Source organism: Cellulosimicrobium funkei (genome assembly GCF_900155925.1).
GTDB lineage: Bacteria > Actinomycetota > Actinomycetes > Actinomycetales > Cellulomonadaceae > Cellulosimicrobium > Cellulosimicrobium funkei.
Window position 1 is genome coordinate 812,812 of record NZ_FTMI01000001.1, and the last position, 19,565, is coordinate 832,376.

The window sequence follows — 19,565 nt, forward strand, 5'->3', positions numbered from 1 at the left end:
GGCTAGGAGCGGGGTACGGCGCCGCCCGCCGCGGCTGCACGATCGGTCGTTTCTGCGGCACGGACGGTCGTCCGTGCTCGACCCGTGCCGTCCGGTGCCCCCGCCGTCCGCCTCGCCGTCCGCCCGGCGAGGCGGGCGGGGAGGCGGACGGCGGGGAGCGGTGCGGCTACTCCCCGGCCGGGGTGATGGTGCCGTCCTGGTCGATCTGCCACGTCTCGCCGGTCTCGGCGGAGTCGGCCTCGATCGTGTACTTCCCGTCCTTGATGTCGACCGTGCCCTGGACGCGCGAGGCGGCGTCGGAGGGGACGAACGGCACCACGAGGAGGCCGTACTTGACCGTCGGCTCCTTGACGTCGCTGGCGAGCATGATCTGCGCCCAGCTGTCGTCCTCCGCGAGCGCGTCGGCGACCGCCGTGCGCGCGTTCTCCAGGTCGGTCGCCACGTCGACGTCGGTCGCCTGGCTCTCGGACGACGACGGCCCGGCGGCGGAGTCGTCGCCGCTCCCGCACGCCGTCAGCCCGAAGGCCCCCGTGACGGCGACGAGCAGCCCGATCCCCGTGGTCAGCGCCTTGTTCCGCTTCACTTCCTGCTCCTTGGTTCGTTCGTGCCGCGGGCCCACCCCGCGGCCTGGTCGGGGTCGGACGGTGCCGGACGGGCGCCGTCCGCCCCGGGCGGGCGGCCGCTCGTGCGACCGCCCGCCCGTGCGGTCCGTCAGTCCGTGATCGGCCCGCCGTAGCTCAGCCCGAAGCCGTAGTCGTAGGCGTTGCCCGCGGCGTCGGTGTAGGGCGTCATGTCCTTCGCGACGTCCTCCTGCTGCGCCTCGACCGTGTCCATGTCCTTCGGGAGCTGGACGGGCAGGCGGCCCTGGGGCTCGTGGAGGCCGAGCACGACCTCGAGGAGCGCCTGGTCGCTCGTGCCGAAGCCGACGACGATCGCGTCGGACGCGGGCTCGAACTCGGCCGGGACGACCGGGTTGGTCGCCTTGAGGACGGTGACGACCGGGATGTCCTTGCCGGACGCCTCGACGGCCGCCACGGCGCGCTCGAACGCGTCGAGGTCCGACTCGTTCGCGATCTTCGACGTGTTCCCGAAGTACGAGCGGTTCTGGCGCGTGCCGTCCGGGAGCAGGTCGCCGGAGATCGAGGTCTGGCGCACGTTCGGGCCGTCCGCGGTGTACGGGCGGTACTGCAGCGACAGCGGGTACCAGGTGTCGTTCTCGAGGTCGTGCCCGATGTTCGAGAACGTACCGCCGTTGTCCGGGCTGTCCATGCCCACGAGCACGAGGTCGACGTCCGACAGGTCGGGAGCGGTGTAGCTCGTGACCTTGTCGTCGGCGTCCGTGACGGCCTCGTCGGTGAGCACGGTGCCGAAGTACTGCTCGGCCACCTCGAGGTCGATCCCGGCGCCCTCGGTGTACTCGCCCGGACCGAACGAGCTCGCGAAGCCGGTGTTGTAGCTGCGCGGGATGTAGACGGTCTTGTCCTTCCACGCCTCGGCGTCCGCGGCGGTGACGGTCTCGCCGTCGTTCTTCAGCAGGACCACGGAGTCGAGCTGCGCCGCGTAGCCCGCGTCGACCTTGTCGTCGCTCGCCAGGATCGACGTGGACTCGTCGAGGTCCAGGTACGCGTTCTCGTACAGGCCCGGGTTGAAGAACATCGTGAGGATGCGCGCGCCGGACTCGCGGAACCGCGTGTCGGCGTCGACGTCGTTCGTGCCGGCCTCGAAGTCGGCCTGCCACATCTCGTGGGCCGCGAGGACCGGCGCGACGTCGTTGTTGCCGCCGAACATGTCGTGCCCGGTCTTGAGGATCTCGTAGTGGCGCTGCTCCTTGGTGAGGTCCTCGGCGCCCCAGCCGGTCGCGATGACCGCGCCCTCGTCGTTCATCCCGGTCGTGACGCCCCAGTCGGTGACGACGACGCCCTGGTAGCCGTTCTCCTCACGGAGCAGGTTCATGCGCGTGTCGTCGTACGCCGTGCCGACGCGCTCGCCGAACAGCGGCTCGCCCGCGCCGTCGAGCGCGATCGAGTACGCCGACATGACGGCCGCGGAGTCGAGCGACCCGAGGAACGCCTCGGTGTGCGCGTCGAAGTTGCCGCCCGGGTAGACGCCGTACTTGCCGGCGTCGGTGTGGGCCTCGCGGCCACCCTCGCCGGGGCCGTCGCCCGCCCAGTGCTTGATCATCGCGTTGACGGACTCGGGGCCCCAGCCGTCCTGGCCGCTCGTGCTCTGGTAACCGTCCACGTAGGCGGCGGCCAGCTCCGTGTTCTGCTCGACGTCCTCGCCGAACGTGCCGCCGACGCGCAGCCACCGCGGCTCGGTCGCGAGGTCGATCTGCGGGCTGAGGGCCGTCGTGATGCCCAGCGCGCGGTACTCCGCGGAGGACATCTCGGCGAAGTTGTCCATGTGCTCGACGTCGAACGTCGCCGCGAGGCCGAGGTTCGACGGCCACCGCGAGATGTCGGCGCCCTCGGCGTTGTAGCCGCCGGAGCCCGCGGTCGAGCGCGGGTCGGAGGCGAAGTTCACCGGGACGTAGGGCTCGTCGGCGGTCGCGAGCGACTCGGCGTACGCCTGCATCTCGTTGGCCCACGTGACGGTCGCCTCGACGTCGCTCGGGCCCGCGTGCAGGACGTTGCGCAGGTGGGAGTCCGTCAGGTACTCCTTCTGGGCGTCCGTGAGGCCGTCGGCCTGCGACCGCTCGTGCGAGCTGAAGAGCATGAGCCCCGCGATCTGCTCGATCGTGAGCTCCTCGGAGAGGGCCGCCGCGCGCTCCTCGGCCGGCTCGCGCCAGTCCTCCCACGTGTCGAGCGTCCCGTTCGCGTTCATGTCCTTGAACGCGAGCTCCTGGCCGTCGACCTCCTCGGTGAGGAGCTCGACCGCGCTGTCCTTGGCGTAGGAGAGCGTGGGCCCGTCGCCCGGGTTGTCGACGACCACGAAGGACGTGGTCCCGTCCGTGACCTCCCGGGTCGTGAACGCGTCGGCCGCGCTCTCGTCGTCCGTGGTGCCCGCCGTGCATCCCGCCGCGGCCACGAGCGCGAGGCTCGCGAGCGCCGCCGCTCCCTTGACGCGGCCCGCCCGGTTGTCGCGGTGTCCCGCCGTTGTCGTTGTCTTCATCGACCTTCCCTTGTCGTCTCCGCGCCCACCCGCTCCGCACCCACCCCGGCGACCCACCCGGAGGCGCGTGCGTGGCGCAGCGAGCTCTGCGAACCCGTCGAGGCCCGGGACGTCGTGGTCCCTGAGCCGCGCCGTCACGCTATGGACGCGGCGGACGGCGGGGGCGGCCGGGTGCACGAACCGTCGCTTTGCGTCCACGAACGGTCGTCGAGGTCACGGCGGGGTCACGGTGGGCGGGTCCCAGGTCCCGCCCGGACGGGCCGTCCGGCGGCCTCCGGGGCGGCGGCCGTGGCCGTGCGACGGCCCGTGACCCCGGCCGGGGTCCGTGGCCGCGGGGCGCGGGTCTACGCCGGGTGCGTGGCCGACGCCGCCTGCCGCGGCGAGCCCGTGGGCGGGCGGTCCTCCGGCATGGGCAGCAGGACGCGCAGGAGGAACCAGCGGTCCTCGGTGTTCACCGTCATCGACCCGCCGTACTTCTCCGCGGTGTACCGGATGGACTTGAGCCCGTACCCGTGCCGGGTGCGGTCGGCGCGCCGGGTGACGATGTCCCCGCCCTCGGTGCGGAGCTCGCCGGAGAAGTAGTTCTCGACCGTGAGCAGCACGAAGCGGTCGCGCGCGTAGACCGCGACCTTGATGATCCGCCGCTCCGGGTCGGGGACGGCCATGACGCCGTCGATCGCGTTGTCCAGGGCGTTGCCGAACACCGCGGCGACGTCCATCGCGGACATGAAGTCGAGCAGGGCGCCGTCGACCACGCACGTGAGGTCGATGTCCCGCTCCGCGCACTCCTGGCTCTTGGTCGTGAGGATCACGTCGAGCACGCCGTTGCCGGTGTCGGCCTGCCGGGCGTGGCCGGAGATGCTGGCCTCCAGGTGGTCGAGGTAGGACGCGCGCCGGCCCGGGTCCGCCTCGGCGCGGATCACCCCGATCTGGTGCTTGAGGTCGTGGTACTTGCGGTGGACGATCTGCATGTTCCGCTTCGACTGCAGGTACTGCTCGTGCTGCCGCCGCAGCATCTCGTCGATGGCGCGCACCTCGGACCGCGCCTGGTGCTGGAGCCGTTGGCCCTGCTGGGCGTAGAGGGCGACGAACCCGCACAGGTCGACGAGCGTGCGGATGTAGAAGATCTCGAGCCCGAGACGTCCGCTGAACGGCGTGTTCGCGTTGAGGAAGCTGATGTTGCTCATGAAGAACGTGACGAGCGCGATCGCGACCGCCGACGCGAGCTCGCCGACCGTGACGTCGAGCTCCTGGTCGGGGCGGAAGTGGCGGGACTCGACGACGTACGCGACCCCGTACCCCACCGCGTACACGAGGACGAAGAACGCGACCTGCCAGGCCGTGCCGGGTCGGCCGTCGGGCAGGAAGAAGAAGCAGTGGACCTGCCAGTGCAGCGCCGCCACGAGCTCGGCGAGCACGAGCGCGCGCGCCGCGAAGTACCCCGCGTCGCGCGCCGAGACGCGCGCCGCCGCGACGATGAACCCGTACATGCACGCGACCGCGGCGGCCATCCCGACGGTCCACAGCTGACGCGGGAGCAGGTCGGCGAGCGCCTGCACCCCGACCTGCGCGGCGAGGGCGGCGACGGCGAGCGCCACGAGCCGGGCCCGCGGCAGGCGGGGTCGGCGCAGGAGAACGTAGACCAGGCACGCGAGCCACTCCGCGAGGCCGGTCAGCGCGCGCGGGATGTCGGGCAGGGTCGCCATGAGGTCGGTCGCGGCGCTCATGCCCGTCGCGCCCCGAGGTAGTCGGTGAGGGCCGCGAGGAACGCCTTCTTCCGCGCCCGGCTGATGAGCAGGTCGTGCCCGCCGACCAGGAGCACGCTGCTGCCCTGGACCGCGAGCACGTGCCGCAGGTTCACGAGGTAGCCGCTGTTGCTCCGGAAGAAGTCCCGGCCCTCCAGCTGGGCCTCGAGCGCCTTGAGCGGCCCGACGACGGAGTGCCTCCCGTCCACCGTGTGCACGGTGGTGCGGTGCTTCGCGCTCTCGAGGAAGACGATGTCGTCCGTCGCGACGCGGGCCAGGCCGCCGTCGACCGCGAGCAGCAGGTAGTCGGCCGACCGCCGTCGGAGCCGGGCCACGGACCGCTTGAGCTCCTGGGAGAACGCGAAGTACCGCAGCGGCTTGAGCATGTAGCTCAGCGCGTCGACCTCGTACCCCTTGATCGCGTGCTGGGTCATGTTGGTGATGAAGATCAGGACGACGTCCGCGTCGACCTGGCGGATGCGGCGGGCGGCGCTGAAGCCGTCGAGGTTCGGCATCTCGACGTCGAGCAGCAGGATGTCGAAGTCCGGCCGGTACCCGGTGACCACCTGCTCGCCGTCGGCGAAGAGCGCGACGGCGAACTGCTCGCCGTGCTCCTGCTCGTAGCGTCGCAGGTACTCCACGAGCAGCGCGCTGCTCGCGGGGTCGTCCTCCACGATGCCGATCCTGATCACGATGCCGTTCTCCAGGGACTGCGCCCCCGGGGCGTGGCCCGACGACCGGACACCTCCGTGTGCCGTCGCGGCCTCGCCCCCGCCTACGTTGCCGATGAGCCCGCCGTCGTGCGGCGGATCCCGAACATTATGGGCCACCCGGCGGAGAAACGGGCCACCCGGTAGGGATTTCGGTCAGCGCAGGTCCCGGACGTACGCGGCGGCGCCGTCGTACGCGGCGATCCGCCGCTCGTAGTACGTCGCGATGATGAGCAGCAGGCCGCCCGCCGCGGCGAGCGTGAGCATCCACGGCCCGGCGGAGATGCGCGTGCCCAGCTGCGAGACGAACACGACGAGGATCTCGACCGGCAGCACGGCGACGCCCAGCAGGAACGGGGCCGCGAGGTGCTTGCGCGTCCCGACGAGGACCGCCGCGAGCGCGAGCACGACGACGAGCATCGCGCGCCACGTGCGCGCGTCGGTGTACGTCGCGAGCACCGACGGCCCGACGAGCGCGAGGAGCCCGGGCGCGAGGGTGCGCCACGACCCGACGACGCCGACGGGCCAGCCGCCAAGGGGCCGGGCCGCGCGCGCCGCCGGGAGACCGCTCGGTCCGCCCGCGGCCGCGCTCGCCGTGCCCGCGGTTCCCGCCGTGCCCGCGGTTCCCGCGGTTCCCGCCGCGAGCGCGAGGTAGCCCGCGACGAGGAGCCCGGCGCCGAGGGGCAGGGAGAAGACCTCGACGCGCAGCTCGCGCGGCGACCACGCACCGATCGCGGCGACGAGGGCGAGCAGCCACAGGAACCACGCGGGCGGGAGGTCGAGCCGCCCGCGCACGGCGCGACGCACTCCCACCACGAGCACCGCGAGCAGCGCGACCTCGACGAGCCAGACCGTCGCGATGACGCCCCACACGGGCCGCACGTTCGCGACGGCGCCGACCACCACGAGCGCCAGGGCGGGCGCGATGGCCCAGCGGCGCGCCGCCGCGGCACCCCGCCCCGAGGCCGCGCGCGCCCCGACGAGCCCCGCGCCGAGCGCCACGCCGCCCGCCGCGACCGCCCACGCGAACCCGAGGACGGACAGCGCACCACCGCCGGGCACGTGCGCGACGTGCAGCGACTCCACCGTCCCGGCGACCGCGGCGAGCACCGCGGCTCCGGCGAGCCGGAGCGCACCGGCACGCCGCCACGCGCTGCGGGTCGTCTCGGCCGAGGCGACGCCGCCCGCCGTCGTGCCCTGCCGGAGCAGCACCGCACCGGCCACCGCCACCGCACCGGCGACGACGAGCAGCGACGCGCGGACGTCACCCGCGCCCGGGGCCGCGCCCAGGACGAGCACCGACGGCACGACGAGCAGCACGAGACCCGCGCCCGCGAGCTCCCACCAGCGCCGCGCACGGCGGGCGAGGAGCGCGCCGACGACGACGGCGGCGAGGGCGGGGGGCGCGGTGTACGCCTCGACGAGCCCGACCTCGGCGGCCGCGAGGGCCGTCCACAGCGCCGCGGTGCCCAGGACGGCGGCGAGCCACCACTCCCCCCGCCGGTCGCGGTCGCGCGCGGCGAGCCCTGCGCCGACGGCGAGCAGGAGCAGCACGGCGACGGCGATCGTCGGCCCCGCGGCGGGGCGCCCGTACGCGAGCCCGACCGCGATGGCCCCCGTCACGGCCGCGCTCGCCTCGACGGCGACGCGGCCGGCGCCGAGGTCGAGCCGTGCCGCGAGCGGCCGGGCTCCCGCGAGCGCCGCCGCGACGAGGACGGCGACGACGGGCAGGACGACGGGCGAGCCGCTGCCCGGGAGCACGAGCGCGCCCGCGCTCACCACGGCGACGGCCGCCGTCGGGAGCACGAGGGCCGCGGCGAGGACGCGCAGCGCCGTCACCGAGCCGGGGCGCCGGGAGCCGACCAGGACGACCTCGAGCGCGAGCATCGCGAGGCACGCCGCGACGGACCAGGTGCTGCGCTCGTCGACGACGGTGAGCACGCCGAGCCCGAACGGCACGGCCGTCACGCCGAGGACCGCCCACCACGAGTCCCGGTCGACGCGCGGGGCGAGCGTCACCGCGAGCGCCGCGAGCGAGGCGACGCCGGACACCCCGCACAGCACGACGACCGTCCCGGCGCCGCTCCATGCGAGCGTGACCCCGAGCACGAGCAGGGCGTACCCGTAGGCGACCCCGACGAGGGGCGCGTGCAGGGACCGCGGCGCGGCGGCGCGCGCCGCGAGCAGGAGCAGGCCGACGACGACGGCCCCGGCGGTCGCCGTCGGGCGCGCGACCCACGACCCGGCGACGAGGAGGACGAGCACGAGGACGGTGCCCGCGACGGCGGCGGCGTGCGCGGACCGCCGCTCGGACCGGCCGACGGGCAGCAGACCGTGGCGGACGGCGGTGCGCGCGCCGGGCACGAGACGCGCGACGGGGCGCAGGGCGCGTCCGAGCCCGCGTCGGACGGCACGCACGACGGCGCCGGGCGACGGGGCGCCCGCGGAGGGATCGGTGCCGGCGGGCGCGGCGGCCGGGGCCGGCCGCGCCGTCACGAGGAGCAGCGCCGCGGCGAGCAGCCCGAGCAGGACGAGTGACGTGACGCCCGCGAGCCGCGGGTCGAGCACGAGGGTGAGGACGAGCGCGAGCGCCGCCCAGGGCGCGAGCGCGCGCCCCGTCACGACGAGCGGCGCCGTCCCGAGCCGGGGCGTCCCACCGAGGAGGGGCGGCGCGGTCCGCGACGTGCGCAGCGGGAGCCGGGCCGCGACGAGCAGGACGACGAGCACGGAGAGGAGGCCGACGAGCGTGCCGTCGAGCAGCGTCGCGCCGACGGTCCCGGGCGCCGTGCCCTCGCCCGCCAGCCCGGCGGACAGGACGCCCACGCCGAGCGGCGCGGCGTCGCGCACGGCGCTCGTCCCCGCGGTCGGGGTCACGAGCACCTCGGCGGCCCGCAGGCCCGCGAGCGCGAGGGCGGGGCCCGCCATGACGAGCACGACGACGGCGCCCCCGAGCAGCGCGTCGGAGCGCCCGATCGGCGGGACCGGCACCCGGAGCACCCCCGCCGACACGCGGCGGCCGGTGAGCACCAGCACGACGACCCACGCGAGCGCGCCGAGCGCGGGCGCGAGACCCACGAAGCCGACGCCGTCGCCCGTGCCGAGCAGCGCGCCGGCGAGCACCGCCGCGGCGCCGCCGACCGCGTACCAGCGCCGCTCGCCCGTCGTGACCCGGAGCAGCGTCGCGACGAGCGCCGCACCGAGCGCGACGAGCGCCGCACCTGCGCCCCCGGGCAGCCCCGGCGGCGCGGGGACGGTGAGGCCGACGAGGACCGCGAGGAGCACGGCGACCGTGCGCACGACGCCCAGGAACCCGCGCTCCGCGCCGAGGGTGCCGCCCACGCGCGCGCCCGCCGCCGCGGCGACGGGGCCGGCGACCGCCGTCAGGCACGCCGTCACGAGGAGCGCGACGGCCCAGCCCCACGACGCCTGCGCCGCGGGCGCCGCGACCAGCGGCACGAGAGGACCGAGCACGACGGCGCCCGTCACCCAGGCCCGGACGCGCGCCCGCTCGCCCACGACGCCGAGGCCGACGAGCACGACGGCGAGCAGCGTCGCGCGCGCCGCGGCGGCACCCACCGGGTCGAGCGCCCACGCGCTGAGCGCGAGCTCGACGTCGACCAGGGCGAGCACGACGGCCAGCGCCGCGACGGCCTCCGCGGACGACCGCAGGCCGCGCGACCGCAGGAGCACCGCGGCCCCGACGGTGAGCGCGGTGACGACCCCGGTGACGAGGGCGCGCAGGGCGAGGTCGTCGGCGAACGTGAAGAACACGAAGACGACGGCGGCCACGGCGAGCAGCCCGGCGCCCGCCCCGGCGAGCACGGGCTGGAGGCCGACGGACCGCGCGGGGGCCATATCCGGACCGACGCCACCGGCGCGCGGGCCCGCGGGCCCCGGCACAGGCACAGGCACCGGCACCGGCACCGGCACGACCGGGCCGGCCGTTCCGGGACGCGTCGGCCCATCCGGTCCGGCCACGGGCGACAGGGTCGACGAGCGAGGCCCCGCCGCCCCGCGCCCGGCCGTGTCGAGCGGGCGCATCGGCGGGGGGCCCGCCGGGGTCCCCCAGCCACCGCCCGCTGCTGCGCCGGGCCGGCCACCGCGCAGGGTGCCAGGGAACGTGCCGGGCGGGGCCGCGACGGCGGCACGCGCGGCCCACGCGGCCGCCTCGGGCTGAGCGGCGCGGAGCGTGTCGAGGGCGGTCTGGCGCCGCCGGAGCGCGTCGGCCGCGTCGGTCGACGCCGCCGCCACCTCGAACGCGAGCGGCCCGACGAGGTCGAGCAGGCACCGGTCGCACCGCGACGACCGCAACGGCGCGGCGCACGCGGGGCAGGAACGCGTCTCGGGGAGCCGCGCCAGCGCGACGTCGACCCACGGCTCTCTCATGACGGACATCCTGGCGAACCTGCGAGGCGCCTGTGGACGCGTCCACAGGGGGTCGCGTGGCGGTCCGGTGAAGAGCTCGGCCGCCGTCGTGAGGAACCGCGGGTCAGCGCGGGCGCAGCCCGCCCAGCGCCGTGTCGAGGACGCGGTCGACGTACTCGACGGTGAGCGGGCCCGTCCGCTGGAGCCAGCGGTTGAGCACCGGGCCCCAGACGAGGTCGACGGCGACGTCGAGGTCGACGTCGGGGGCCAGCTCCCCGGACTCCTGCGCGCTGCGGAGCCGCTGCCGCTTGGCCTCGCGGAGCGGCTCGTCGAGGCGCTCGCGGTAGAGGTCCGCGAGCGCCGGGTCGTGCGCCGCCTCCGTGGCGAGCGCGCGCATGGGCGCGGCGAGACGCGGGTCCTCCAGCTCGGCGACGGTCGCGTGCAGCACGTGCCGCAGGTCGGCGACGAGGTCTCCGGTGTCGGGCAGGACCGGCGCTCCCCCGTCCTCGCCCTCGCTGAGCGTGAGGAACGCGTCGAGGACGATCGCAGCCTTCGAGGGCCACCACCGGTAGATCGTCTGCTTCCCCACGCGGGCGCGGGCCGCGATGCCCTCGATGCTCAGCTGCGGGTACGGGATCTCCTGGAGGAGGTCGAGCGCGGCGGCGAGGACGGCGCGGCGGGAGGACTCGCTGCGGCGCGAGGGATCGGGTGCGGCCATGGCGGCAGCCTACCCCGGCGAGACGGACCGTTTCGTCTTGACGGCAGTCGTGCAGCACTCTACGGTCGGGTGAACGAGACGGACCGTCTCGTCTCATTCTCGAAGGGAACCGTCATGCGACACACCTCCCCGCCAGCCCGGACCTGGTTCGTCACCGGCGCGAGCCGCGGCATCGGGCACGCGATCGCCGTCGCGGCGCTGGAGCGCGGCGACCGCGTCGTGGCCGCCGCACGCACCGCGTCCCGGGACGCCTTCGCCCCGGAGCACCACGACCGCGTGCTCGCGCTCCCCCTCGACGTCACCGACCGCGACGCGGTGGTGGCCGCGGTCGACACCGCCGTCGAGCACCTCGGCCGGCTCGACGTCGTCGTGAACAACGCCGGGACGATGTCGATGGGCATGGTCGAGGAGTTCACCGAGGCGCAGGCGCGCGCGCAGCTCGAGGTGAACTTCTTCGGGGCGCTCTGGGTCAGCCAGGCGGCGCTGCCGCACCTGCGGCGCCAGGGCTCGGGCCACGTGCTCCAGATGTCGAGCGTCGCCGCGGTCGCCGGCTTCCCGAGCACGGGCCTGTACAGCGCGAGCAAGTTCGCGCTCGAGGGGATGAGCGAGGCGCTCGCGCTGGAGGCGGCGCCCTTCGGGGTCTCGGTCACCGTCGTGCAGCCGGGCGGGTACTGGACGGACCTGTACACGAGCATGACGACGACGACCGCGCTCGACGCCTACGCGCCCCTGCGCGCGGAGCTCGAGAAGCAGTGGGCGGACGGCTCGGTCGACAGCGACCCGCGGCTCGCCGCCGACGCGGTGCTCACGCTCGTCGACAGCGAGGACCCGCCGCTGCGCCTCCTGCTCGGCAGCATGGTCTACGACCTCGCCCAGGGGATCTCGCGGCAGCGTCAGGACACGTGGGCGGCCTGGGAGGACGTGAGCCGCGCCGCCGAGCACGCCGTCGCTGCGCCCGGCCCGGCCGCGGAATGAGCCCGCGCGCCGGGAGACCTCACGACGGCCGCGCTCAGCCCCGGAGTCGCTCGACGAGCGCGCGCGTCAGAGGCGCGTCGACCCCCGCGCGGTCGGCGGCGCGCACGATCGCGCCGCCGATCGCGTCGGTCTCGAGCGGGCGGCCCGCCTCGGCGTCGCGCAGCATCGAGGACTTCGCGTCGGCCCCGAAGCGGTCGTAGAACGTCAGGGTGCGGTCCGGGTCCGACGGCGCGCCGCTCGCCGCCGCGACGGCGGCGACCTCGCGGACGAGCGCCTCGAGCTCGGCCCGGTGCGTGGTCCGCACCTCGCCGATCGGGGCGCGGTGCGCCGTCGTGAGCAGCGCGAACGGCGCGAGGAAGCCGAGCTTCGCCCACATCAGCGCCGTCTCGTCGTCGTGCACGGTGGTGGGGATGCCCGCACCCTCCAGGAGCGCGCGCACCGCCTCGACCCGCTCCGGGTCCACCCCACCCGGCGCGACGTCGACCTCGACGAACGCGCTCGTGTGCTCGATCTCGCCCGGCGCGACGCGCGTGGACTCGACGCGGACCGTCGCGGGGAGCACGCGCGCGGTGCCGTACCGCGCGCGCAGCGCGTCGAGGTGGTCGAGGCCGTTGAGCATCGGGACGACCACCCCGTCGCCGAGCACCTCCGGCGGCACGCGGTCGAGCGCGTCGTCGAGCGCGGTCTGCTTGACCGCCACCACGACGACGTCGACCGGTGCGTCGAGGCGCGTGGCCGCGTGCGCCGGGACGTGGAGGTCGCCCACCTGGCGGCTGCGCACGTGCAGGCCGCGCTCCGTGAGGGTGGCCGCCGTGGCCTCGCCCGCGAGGAACGTCACCCGGGCGCCCGACCGGACGAGCAGCGCGCCGACCAGCCCGCCGACCCCGCCCGGCCCGAGCACCGCCACGTCCCGGCCGTCCCGGCCGCTCAGGCCGTCCGTCGTCTCCGTCACCGTCGTCCTCTCGTCGTGCCGCCGGGTCGCCCCGGTCGTCGTGCCCGCGCGGGCGGGCGCCCCGCCGTCAGGTCGCGGGGACCTCGACCCTACCCACGGGGACCGACCGCGCCGAGCCGGCGCCGGGCACGGTGAGCGCCGCGATGCCCGTGGTGATGGGGATCGCGAGCACGAGCCCGATCGAGCCGACGAGGGTGCGCACGACCTCCTCCGCGATCTCGCCCGACGTGAGGCTGGTCGCGAGGTTCTGGTCGGAGAGGTAGACCGCCATGAGGAGCGGCAGCGCGGCGCCGACGTACGCGAACGCGATCGTGTAGACGGTCGAGGCGATGTGGTCGCGCCCGATGCGCATCGCGCGCGCGTACAGCTCGCGCCGGGTCGCGAGCGGCGCGACGGCGCGCAGCTCCCACACCGCGGACGCCTGCGTGATCGTCACGTCGTTGAGCACGCCCATGCCGGCGAGCACGATCCCGCACAGCACGACCCCGCGGATCGAGAGCTCGGGCGCGTACTGCGGGATCCACAGGGACTCCTCCGACGTGAGGCCCGTGATGTTGGCCGCCCCGGATCCCCACCAGCCCAGCACGGCCGTGAGCACCAGGCCGACGAGGGTGCCGAGCAGCGCCGTCGACGTCCGCGCGGTGAATCCGTGCGCGACGTACAGCACGACGAACATGACGAGCGACGACGTCACGAGCGCGACGCCCAGCGCGTTCTGCCCCGTGAGGAGCGCGGGCAGCGTGAACGACGTGATGACGACGAACGCCCCCGCGAGCCCCGCGAGCGCCGCGAGCCCCCGCCACCGTGCGACGGCGAGCACCACGACGGCGTACGCGACCGCGAGGACGCCGATGGGCAACCCGCGCTCGAAGTCCATGAAGACGTAGGGCGTGCCGCCCGCGCCCGCGGCCTCGGCGATGTACAGGACGCGCAGGCGGTCGCCCTCGTCGAACCCGTAGGCGACGTACTCGGGCGGCGCGTTGACGATGATCGCGTCGCCGCCCACGTCCTCGCCGCCCGCGCGGGAGCCCGCGTCGAGCCGGGCAGGCACCTCGCTCGTCGCCTCGTCGACCGGCCCGGTGACGGTCGCGCGCAGGACGGTGCTGCCCTCCGCGGCGACGGGGATGCGTGCGGGCACGTCCGCCGCGGCGGGCCACAGCGCGACGAGCCCGGCGAGCGTGACGAGCAGCGCGGGCACCAGGAGCGCGGCGAGCGTGACCCGCACGCGCCGGGTCGCGGGCGCGGCCGGGCCGTGCGCGTGGGCGTGCGCGTGCGCCGGGGTGCGTGCGGTGCCGCGCGCCAGGACGTCGGGCACCCGCCGGGACCGCGTGCGGCGCTCGCCGCGCCCGGGCGTCTCGGGAGGGGTCGGTGCGCTCACGCGAGGATGCTGCCACGGCGGCCCGACGACGCCCGGCGGCACGCGCCGTCGGGCACCGATCGCGCGGGCCGGGCCGTCCGGGGCCCCCGCCGGCTCACTCGGGGAGCGTCACGTGGCCGCGGCGCACGCCCGCGACGAGGCGGCGCGGGAGGGTGACCTCCCGGCCGTCGACGACGACGGTCACGAGCTCGGGCACCTGCGCCTTCCACTGCGAGCGACGGGCGCGGGTGTTCGAGCGGGAGAGCTTGCGCTTGGGCACGGCCATGAGGAGTCCTTCCGGTGGGCGAGCGCCCAGCCTACCGTTTCGTGAGAACGATTCTCAAGACAGTCGGGCCGCCGATCCGGCCCGGCGGTAGCATCCCCGGGGCCGCGCGCCCCGCCACGACCCGGCGCGACCGCCGCACCCACCACCACGACGCACGAGGAGCCCTCATGGCCACGGTCGACTACTTCCTCTCCGGTGACCCGGAGGTCGCCAAGCAGCACCTGCACGCCGCGCTCCAGGAGCAGGGCTTCACGGTGACCACGCGCCCCACGGGCCAGTGGGCCGCCGAGCGCGGCAGCAAGCAGAAGACGTTCTGGCTCGGCGCGTTCGCCGGCAAGGCCCAGCACCTCGTCTTCACGGTCGACTTCATGGTCCACGGCGACCAGCTCGTCGCGCGCATCGACCGCCCGACCGGGCACGGCGCGATGGCCGGCGCCGTCGGCGTCGCGCGCTCGAACAAGGCGTTCGGCGAGGTCGACCAGGCGATCGGCACGCGCCTCACGCAGCACGGCATCCTCGCGAACGTCGTGCACGCCTGACCCGCCCCCCGCACGCACGAAGGCCCGGATCCCCTCACGGGGGTCCGGGCCTTCGTGCTGCTGACCGGGCCGGCGACGGCCGGTCAGCGGGACGTCACTTGGCGACGGCCTTCTTGAGCAGGCTGCCGGCGCTGATCTTCACGCCGTAACCGGCCGGGATCGAGATCTCCTCGCCCGTACGGGGGTTGCGGCCCGTGCGGGCGGCACGCTCGACGCGCTCGACGGACAGGAGGCCCGTGACCTTGACGGCCTCGCCCTTGCCCAGCGACTCGATGAGCACCTCCTGGAAGGCGTTGAGAGCCTTCTCGGCGTCCGCCTTCGACAGGTCGGCCTTGCTGGCGATGGCCGAGACGAGCTCGGACTTGTTGAGCGACATGCGAATCCCTTCTTCGGTTCACGACGCGCGGTGGTCACCACCCGTCGTCACGGTCTCAGTGTGCCAGCCGCGGGGCCGTGCACCGGGGACAACACTAGGGAACACGCGGAGTTTCGCGCGACTTCTCGCGGCTCTCGTCGTCGCGTGTCCTCGCTCAGCCGTCCTCGTGCTCGTGGTCGTGGCCCTCGTGCTCGTCGTGCGCGGGCTCGTCGTGACCGTGCTCGCCGTCCTCGTGGGCGTGCTCGTCGGCCTCGTGGCCCCCCGTGGTGGCCGGCTTGCCGGTGACCCCGTTGAGCTCGTTCGGGACGACGTCGAGCTCCGCGCTCTTCCACACCTCGCCGCCCACGTAGTCGACCGCGTGGATCGCGCGACCGGCCGGGTCCGTGACGTAGGCGATGCCGTCCTGGACGAACAGCGCCGGCCGCGGCTCCTGCCACTCCTCGGGCTCCTCCCACGCGTCGACGACGGGGACGGACCGCACGACCGTGCCCGACTCCGGGTCGATGACGTGCAGCGACCCGTCGGTGCCGAGCACGAGCGCCTCGCCCGCGTCGCCCCGCCCGAGCGAGCGGAACGTGTAGCTCGCGGGCAGGTCGACGAGGCGCAGGCTCGCGTCGCGCGTGTCCACGAGGGAGACGCGCGTGGGCCGCTCGAGCTCCGCGTCGGGGTCGGACTTGTAGTCGCCGAGCACGACGGGCGACGTCTCGCTGCCCGCCTGGTTGCCGATGCGCCCGTAGGCGTCCGGGGCGGCGACCTTGGTGATCGCGCCGCCCGCGACGACGAGCACGCCGTCCTCGCAGCCGATGACGACGGCCTCGCCCGCGGCGACGGCCTCCCCGTGCACGCCGGGGCACTGGTCGTTCGCCGAGACCTCGTCACCTGCGGCGTCGAGGAGGCGGACGCCGGTGCGCGCGTCCTCGGTGCCCTCGGAGACGACGAGCGAGCCGTCGGACAGCTCGACCGCGACGCCGTGGTGCGCCGCGGGGGTGGTCAGCGTGCGCGCGTCGTCGATGCCGTGCGGGTCGGCCACGGTGGCCGAGTCGAGCACGGTGATGTCGCCCGTGCCGTCGTCGAACAGCGCGGTGCGACCGTCGTGCACGACGACGTGGCCCGGCTTCTCGGCCGCGTACGTCACGTCCGTGAGGACCGGGTCGGCCGTGTAGTAGTGGGCGTGGTCGCCGTGCGGCTCGGCCCAGGTGCCGGCGTCGAGCACCTGGAACCCGCCGGACGTCGAGACGAGCAGGTGCCGCCCGTCGCCCGCGGGGTTGAGGCGGTTGAAGCCGTCGAGCTCGAGGTCGTCGACGACCTCGAGCGTCGTCGCGTCGAGGACCTGGACGCCGCCGTCGTAGGTGATCGCGAGGCGCGGGGTGAGCGCCGCGGCCTCGCTCACGTCGGACGTGGCGGACGGCGCGGGCTCCGCCGCGTCGCCCTGCTCGCCCTCGGAGCCCGCGCCCTGCGCGCACGCCGCGACGAGCGTGAGCGGGAGGGCGAGGCCGAGCGCGAGGGCGAGCGGGCGGCGTCGGGCACGGGCGCCGGGAGGGGCCGTCACCCGGGCGGGATCGGCAGCGGCGTCGGTCGGGTCGGGTGCGGTGTGGTGCATGCGTGGTCGGCCGCCCGGACACCCGGGCGGCCGCTCCTCTCCGGTGGTGGTGGTGCGCGGGTCAGCCCTGACGGGCCTTCCAGCGCGGGTTGGCCTTGTTGAGGACGAAGGTCTTGCCGTGCCGTCGCACGACCTTCGCCCCGGGCTTGTCCTTGAGCGAGCGGAGCGAGGCGCGGACCTTCATCGCGCGCCCCCGCCCTGCGCGCCGCCGCGGGCGCCGTAGCGCTGGCGGAACTTCTCGACGCGGCCGGCCGTGTCCACGACGCGCTGCGTCCCCGTGTAGAACGGGTGGCTCGCGCTCGAGATCTCGACGTCGACGACGGGGTAGGTGTTCCCGTCCGTCCAGGTCACGGTCTCGCGCGGGACGCCCGGGCCCTGCGGGTGGTCGCCCGCGAGGGTCGAGCGGGTCAGGAACGAGAAGTCGGCGGACTTGTCGCGGTAGACGACGGGCCCGTAGACGGGGTGGATGTCCTTCTTCATGGTGGTCTCCTTGCTGAGCCGGGGCCGGCCGCCGCTCGGGGCGGCGGTCACCAGCTCGACTTCGTGACTCCGGGCAGCTCGCCGCGGTGCGCCTGCTGGCGCAGGCGGACGCGAGAGAGCCCGAACTTCCTCAGGTAGCCGCGCGGGCGGCCGTCGACGACGTCGCGGTTCCGCGTGCGCGTGGCGCTCGCGTCGCGGGGCTGGCGCTGGAGCTCGCGCACCGCGTCCGCCTTCTCCTCGGGCGAGGACGACGGCGACGCGACGACGCGCTTCAGCTCGGCGCGACGCCCGGCGTAGCGGGCGACGACGGCCGCCCGCTGCTCGTTGCGCGCGATCTTCGACCGCTTCGCCATCAGCGCTCCTCGCGGAAGTCGACGTGGCGGCGGACGACGGGGTCGAACTTGCGCAGGACCATCCGGTCGGGGTCGTTGCGGCGGTTCTTGCGGGTCACGTAGGTGAACCCGGTGCCCGCGGTGGACCGGAGCTTGATCACGGGACGGAGGTCGGTGCGGGTAGCCATCAGAGCTTCTCCCCTCGGGCGAGGATCCGCGCCACGACGGCGTCGATCCCCTGGCGGTCGATGGTCTTGATGCCCCGGGCGCTGACGCGCAGGGTCACGTGGCGACCCAGCGACGGCACCCAGTAGCGCTTCTTCTGGATGTTCGGGTCGAAGCGACGCTTGGTCCGCACGTGGGAGTGCGAGATCGCGTGGCCGAACCCGGGAGCGGTGCCGAGCACCTGGCAGACGGCGGACATGGCGGTTCCTCTCGGGGTCGGTCGGGGCGACGGGGACGACACTAGATAGTGAGAATCATTCCCGTCAAGACGCTATGCTGACCCGCTGTCGAGAACAGTTCTCAGGAGCAGGTTGTTCCCGAGCCGGCCGCCGAGCCTCCCGGGACGCCCCAGACCACGGATCGGAGCGCTTCATGCCCTTCTCGTCGCACCCCTCGCCAGACCCGTCGCCGGATCCCTCGCCAGACCCGGCGCCCGACGACACCCGCGTCGCCCTCAGCGTCCTCGCGACCATCGATCCCGTGCTGCGCGACAGCGCGGTGTTCGGGCTCGTCGTGGGGGCTCCGCGCGTCGTCGCGCTCCGCCACGACATCCGGGCCGCCGAGGGCGCGCTGCGCCGGGTCGTCGTCGACGCGAGCGGCGTCGTCGAGGACGAGGTCGTGCCGCTCGAGCACGCGTGCCTGTCGTGCGCGGTCCGGGAGGACGCCGTCCCGACGCTGCGGCGGCTCGCGGACGACGGGCGCTGGGACCACGTCGTGCTCGCGCTCCCCGTGGCGGCCGAGTCGTTGCCCGTCGTCCGCGCGCTCGCCGCGCAGACCACCCCCGGCGCCGAGCTCGATCGGCTGCGCCTCGCGACCGTGCTCGCCGTCGCTGACGTCGACACGCTCGAGCACGACCTGCTCGACGACGAGCTCGTCACCGAGCGCGGGGTGGGGCTCACGGAGGACGACCAGCGGGCCGTCGGGGAGGTGCTCGCCGCGCAGCTCGAGCACGCCGACCTCGTCGTGACGACCGGCGATCCTGTCGCCGCCGCGACCGGGGCGGGGCTCGTCGACCGGCTGCGCGGCGTCGGGACCCGCCGGGTCGACGGCCTCCACGCGCTCGCCGCCGCGGACCTCGCGGGGCACACGCACGACCCGGTGGCCGGCGAGCGCCGGGCCCACCCGCTCGGCGTGCGGGGCCCGCTCCCCCGGCGCGCGCGCCGCGCGGGCGACCGGAGCTGGACGGTCGAGCTGCGCTCGGCCCGCCCCTTCGACCCCGAGCGGCTGCTGCGCCGCATCGAGGACCTGGGCACGGGGCGGGTCCGGTCGCGCGGGGTGTTCCACGTCGCGAACCGCCCGGACTCGCTGTGCGCGTGGGACGGCGCGGGCGGCCAGCTCTGCATCGGCACGCTCGGCACGTGGGACGACGCGACCACCGCCGAGGGGCGGCCCGTCGAGCCGCACACGCGCGTGGTGGTCGTCGGCGCGACGCCGCCGGAGGGCGAGCCCGGCGACGGCGTGCGCGAGCGGGTCCTCGACGCGTTCCGCGACGTGCTCGCGACGCCGGACGAGCTGGCCGACGGCGGGCTGCGCTGGCTGGGGCGCACCGACGTCCTCGCGCCCTGGCTCGGCGCGCGCACGGACGCCGTCTGAGATCGGGGCGCTGCCACCGGGACGCGAGGGCGCGTGCCGGAAGGACGGAAACCCCCCGGAGACGGGAGAACCGGTGGCGATCCGCCGCGAGAGCTCCCCCCAGCGAAGCTCTCGTCGCGGACCGCCACCGGTCCAGGTGTGTCGCCACGTGACCCGTCGTGGCGACGTCCCCCACTAGTGCAAGAGCACCGGGGCGCCCGT

General features: G+C 75.2%; 19 protein-coding genes. 3 read left to right on the forward strand and 16 right to left on the reverse strand.

The window, feature by feature from the left end; genetic code table 11:
* Window positions 1-166 precede the first annotated feature (166 nt).
* From BXA05_RS03525 to BXA05_RS03550, 6 genes are all read right to left on the reverse strand, one after another.
* A complete protein-coding gene (locus tag BXA05_RS03525) occupies window positions 167-583 on the reverse strand; it encodes a hypothetical protein (RefSeq protein WP_021482261.1) in 417 nt (138 codons plus the stop codon).
* Between the two features lie 128 nt (window positions 584-711).
* Window positions 712-3,111 carry a glycoside hydrolase family 3 N-terminal domain-containing protein gene (locus tag BXA05_RS03530; RefSeq protein ID WP_076403925.1) on the reverse strand — a complete coding sequence of 800 codons (2,400 nt, stop codon included), beginning with the start codon at window positions 3,109-3,111 and terminating at the stop codon, window positions 712-714.
* A 344-nt stretch (window positions 3,112-3,455) separates the two neighbouring features.
* A complete protein-coding gene (locus tag BXA05_RS03535) occupies window positions 3,456-4,838 on the reverse strand; it encodes an ATP-binding protein (RefSeq protein ID WP_043658016.1) in 1,383 nt (460 codons plus the stop codon).
* Window positions 4,835-5,548 carry a LytR/AlgR family response regulator transcription factor gene (locus tag BXA05_RS03540; RefSeq protein WP_031317155.1) on the reverse strand — a complete coding sequence of 238 codons (714 nt, stop codon included), beginning with the start codon at window positions 5,546-5,548 and terminating at the stop codon, window positions 4,835-4,837. Before BXA05_RS03540 ends, BXA05_RS03535 begins: the two co-directional genes overlap by 4 nt.
* A gap of 174 nt (window positions 5,549-5,722) precedes the next feature.
* Complete coding sequence (locus BXA05_RS03545) at window positions 5,723-9,421, reverse strand: SCO7613 C-terminal domain-containing membrane protein (RefSeq protein ID WP_143311021.1); 3,699 nt, start codon at window positions 9,419-9,421, stop codon at window positions 5,723-5,725.
* 634 nt (window positions 9,422-10,055) lie between these two features.
* Entirely contained in the window at window positions 10,056-10,649 is a 594-nt protein-coding gene (locus tag BXA05_RS03550; RefSeq protein WP_061267078.1) for a TetR/AcrR family transcriptional regulator, read from the reverse strand.
* Window positions 10,650-10,763: 114 nt separating this feature from the next.
* Between BXA05_RS03550 and BXA05_RS03555 the strand changes: the two genes are divergently transcribed.
* The gene (locus tag BXA05_RS03555) at window positions 10,764-11,624 is read left to right on the forward strand and encodes an SDR family NAD(P)-dependent oxidoreductase (RefSeq protein ID WP_076404106.1); all 861 of its coding nucleotides are present in this window, start codon (window positions 10,764-10,766) and stop codon (window positions 11,622-11,624) included.
* A gap of 34 nt (window positions 11,625-11,658) precedes the next feature.
* Here the strand turns inward: BXA05_RS03555 and BXA05_RS03560 are convergent, their stop codons facing one another.
* The 3 genes from BXA05_RS03560 to rpmF all read right to left on the reverse strand — a co-directional run bounded on the left by BXA05_RS03560 (window position 11,659) and on the right by rpmF (window position 14,219).
* On the reverse strand, window positions 11,659-12,576 hold the full coding sequence (locus BXA05_RS03560) for a ketopantoate reductase family protein (protein WP_211435813.1): 918 nt from the start codon (window positions 12,574-12,576) through the stop codon (window positions 11,659-11,661).
* Window positions 12,577-12,643: 67 nt separating this feature from the next.
* On the reverse strand, window positions 12,644-13,954 hold the full coding sequence (locus tag BXA05_RS03565; protein WP_244550369.1) for a YibE/F family protein: 1,311 nt from the start codon (window positions 13,952-13,954) through the stop codon (window positions 12,644-12,646).
* 94 nt (window positions 13,955-14,048) lie between these two features.
* Entirely contained in the window at window positions 14,049-14,219 is a 171-nt protein-coding gene (rpmF, locus tag BXA05_RS03570) for a 50S ribosomal protein L32 (RefSeq protein WP_009864893.1), read from the reverse strand.
* Between the two features lie 167 nt (window positions 14,220-14,386).
* Here rpmF and BXA05_RS03575 point away from each other — a divergent pair, with 167 nt between their 5' ends.
* Window positions 14,387-14,758, forward strand: a complete 372-nt coding sequence (locus tag BXA05_RS03575) for a hypothetical protein (protein WP_021482679.1) — start codon at window positions 14,387-14,389, stop codon at window positions 14,756-14,758.
* A 94-nt stretch (window positions 14,759-14,852) separates the two neighbouring features.
* Here the strand turns inward: BXA05_RS03575 and BXA05_RS03580 are convergent, their stop codons facing one another.
* From BXA05_RS03580 to rpmB, 7 genes are all read right to left on the reverse strand, one after another.
* Window positions 14,853-15,134 carry an HU family DNA-binding protein gene (locus tag BXA05_RS03580; protein WP_021482680.1) on the reverse strand — a complete coding sequence of 94 codons (282 nt, stop codon included), beginning with the start codon at window positions 15,132-15,134 and terminating at the stop codon, window positions 14,853-14,855.
* Between the two features lie 154 nt (window positions 15,135-15,288).
* Complete coding sequence (gene aztD, locus BXA05_RS03585) at window positions 15,289-16,683, reverse strand: zinc metallochaperone AztD (protein WP_076404109.1); 1,395 nt, start codon at window positions 16,681-16,683, stop codon at window positions 15,289-15,291.
* Between the two features lie 112 nt (window positions 16,684-16,795).
* Window positions 16,796-16,918 carry a type B 50S ribosomal protein L36 gene (ykgO, locus tag BXA05_RS03590; RefSeq protein ID WP_021483271.1) on the reverse strand — a complete coding sequence of 41 codons (123 nt, stop codon included), beginning with the start codon at window positions 16,916-16,918 and terminating at the stop codon, window positions 16,796-16,798.
* Window positions 16,915-17,214 (reverse strand): type B 50S ribosomal protein L31, encoded by a 300-nt coding sequence (locus BXA05_RS03595; protein WP_021483270.1) that lies wholly within the window; start codon window positions 17,212-17,214, stop codon window positions 16,915-16,917. Before BXA05_RS03595 ends, ykgO begins: the two co-directional genes overlap by 4 nt.
* Before the next feature lie 47 nt (window positions 17,215-17,261).
* Entirely contained in the window at window positions 17,262-17,567 is a 306-nt protein-coding gene (gene rpsN, locus BXA05_RS03600) for a 30S ribosomal protein S14 (protein WP_076403927.1), read from the reverse strand.
* Complete coding sequence (rpmG, locus tag BXA05_RS03605) at window positions 17,567-17,734, reverse strand: 50S ribosomal protein L33 (protein WP_021483268.1); 168 nt, start codon at window positions 17,732-17,734, stop codon at window positions 17,567-17,569. The genes rpsN and rpmG overlap by 1 nt, the downstream gene beginning before the upstream one ends.
* Entirely contained in the window at window positions 17,734-17,970 is a 237-nt protein-coding gene (gene rpmB, locus BXA05_RS03610) for a 50S ribosomal protein L28 (protein ID WP_021483267.1), read from the reverse strand. Before rpmB ends, rpmG begins: the two co-directional genes overlap by 1 nt.
* Window positions 17,971-18,251: 281 nt before the next feature.
* Between rpmB and BXA05_RS03615 the strand changes: the two genes are divergently transcribed.
* Window positions 18,252-19,364 (forward strand): CobW family GTP-binding protein, encoded by a 1,113-nt coding sequence (locus BXA05_RS03615; protein ID WP_244550370.1) that lies wholly within the window; start codon window positions 18,252-18,254, stop codon window positions 19,362-19,364.
* Window positions 19,365-19,565: the final 201 nt, after the last annotated feature.

What these genes read in the sequence shown, in the direction of transcription:
- rpmB (WP_021483267.1), bottom strand. Translation starts at nt 17,970, where the DNA reads ATGTCCGCCGTCTGCCAGGTGCTCGGCACCGCTCCCGGGTTCGGCCAC.
- rpmF (WP_009864893.1), bottom strand. Translation starts at nt 14,219, where the DNA reads ATGGCCGTGCCCAAGCGCAAGCTCTCCCGCTCGAACACCCGCGCCCGT.
- BXA05_RS03595 (WP_021483270.1), bottom strand. Translation starts at nt 17,214, where the DNA reads ATGAAGAAGGACATCCACCCCGTCTACGGGCCCGTCGTCTACCGCGAC.
- ykgO (WP_021483271.1), bottom strand. Translation starts at nt 16,918, where the DNA reads ATGAAGGTCCGCGCCTCGCTCCGCTCGCTCAAGGACAAGCCCGGGGCG.
- rpmG (WP_021483268.1), bottom strand. Translation starts at nt 17,734, where the DNA reads ATGGCTACCCGCACCGACCTCCGTCCCGTGATCAAGCTCCGGTCCACC.
- BXA05_RS03535 (WP_043658016.1), bottom strand. Translation starts at nt 4,838, where the DNA reads ATGAGCGCCGCGACCGACCTCATGGCGACCCTGCCCGACATCCCGCGC.
- rpsN (WP_076403927.1), bottom strand. Translation starts at nt 17,567, where the DNA reads ATGGCGAAGCGGTCGAAGATCGCGCGCAACGAGCAGCGGGCGGCCGTC.
- BXA05_RS03550 (WP_061267078.1), bottom strand. Translation starts at nt 10,649, where the DNA reads ATGGCCGCACCCGATCCCTCGCGCCGCAGCGAGTCCTCCCGCCGCGCC.
- BXA05_RS03555 (WP_076404106.1), top strand. Translation starts at nt 10,764, where the DNA reads ATGCGACACACCTCCCCGCCAGCCCGGACCTGGTTCGTCACCGGCGCG.
- BXA05_RS03545 (WP_143311021.1), bottom strand. Translation starts at nt 9,421, where the DNA reads ATGGCCCCCGCGCGGTCCGTCGGCCTCCAGCCCGTGCTCGCCGGGGCG.
- BXA05_RS03575 (WP_021482679.1), top strand. Translation starts at nt 14,387, where the DNA reads ATGGCCACGGTCGACTACTTCCTCTCCGGTGACCCGGAGGTCGCCAAG.
- BXA05_RS03580 (WP_021482680.1), bottom strand. Translation starts at nt 15,134, where the DNA reads ATGTCGCTCAACAAGTCCGAGCTCGTCTCGGCCATCGCCAGCAAGGCC.
- BXA05_RS03530 (WP_076403925.1), bottom strand. Translation starts at nt 3,111, where the DNA reads ATGAAGACAACGACAACGGCGGGACACCGCGACAACCGGGCGGGCCGC.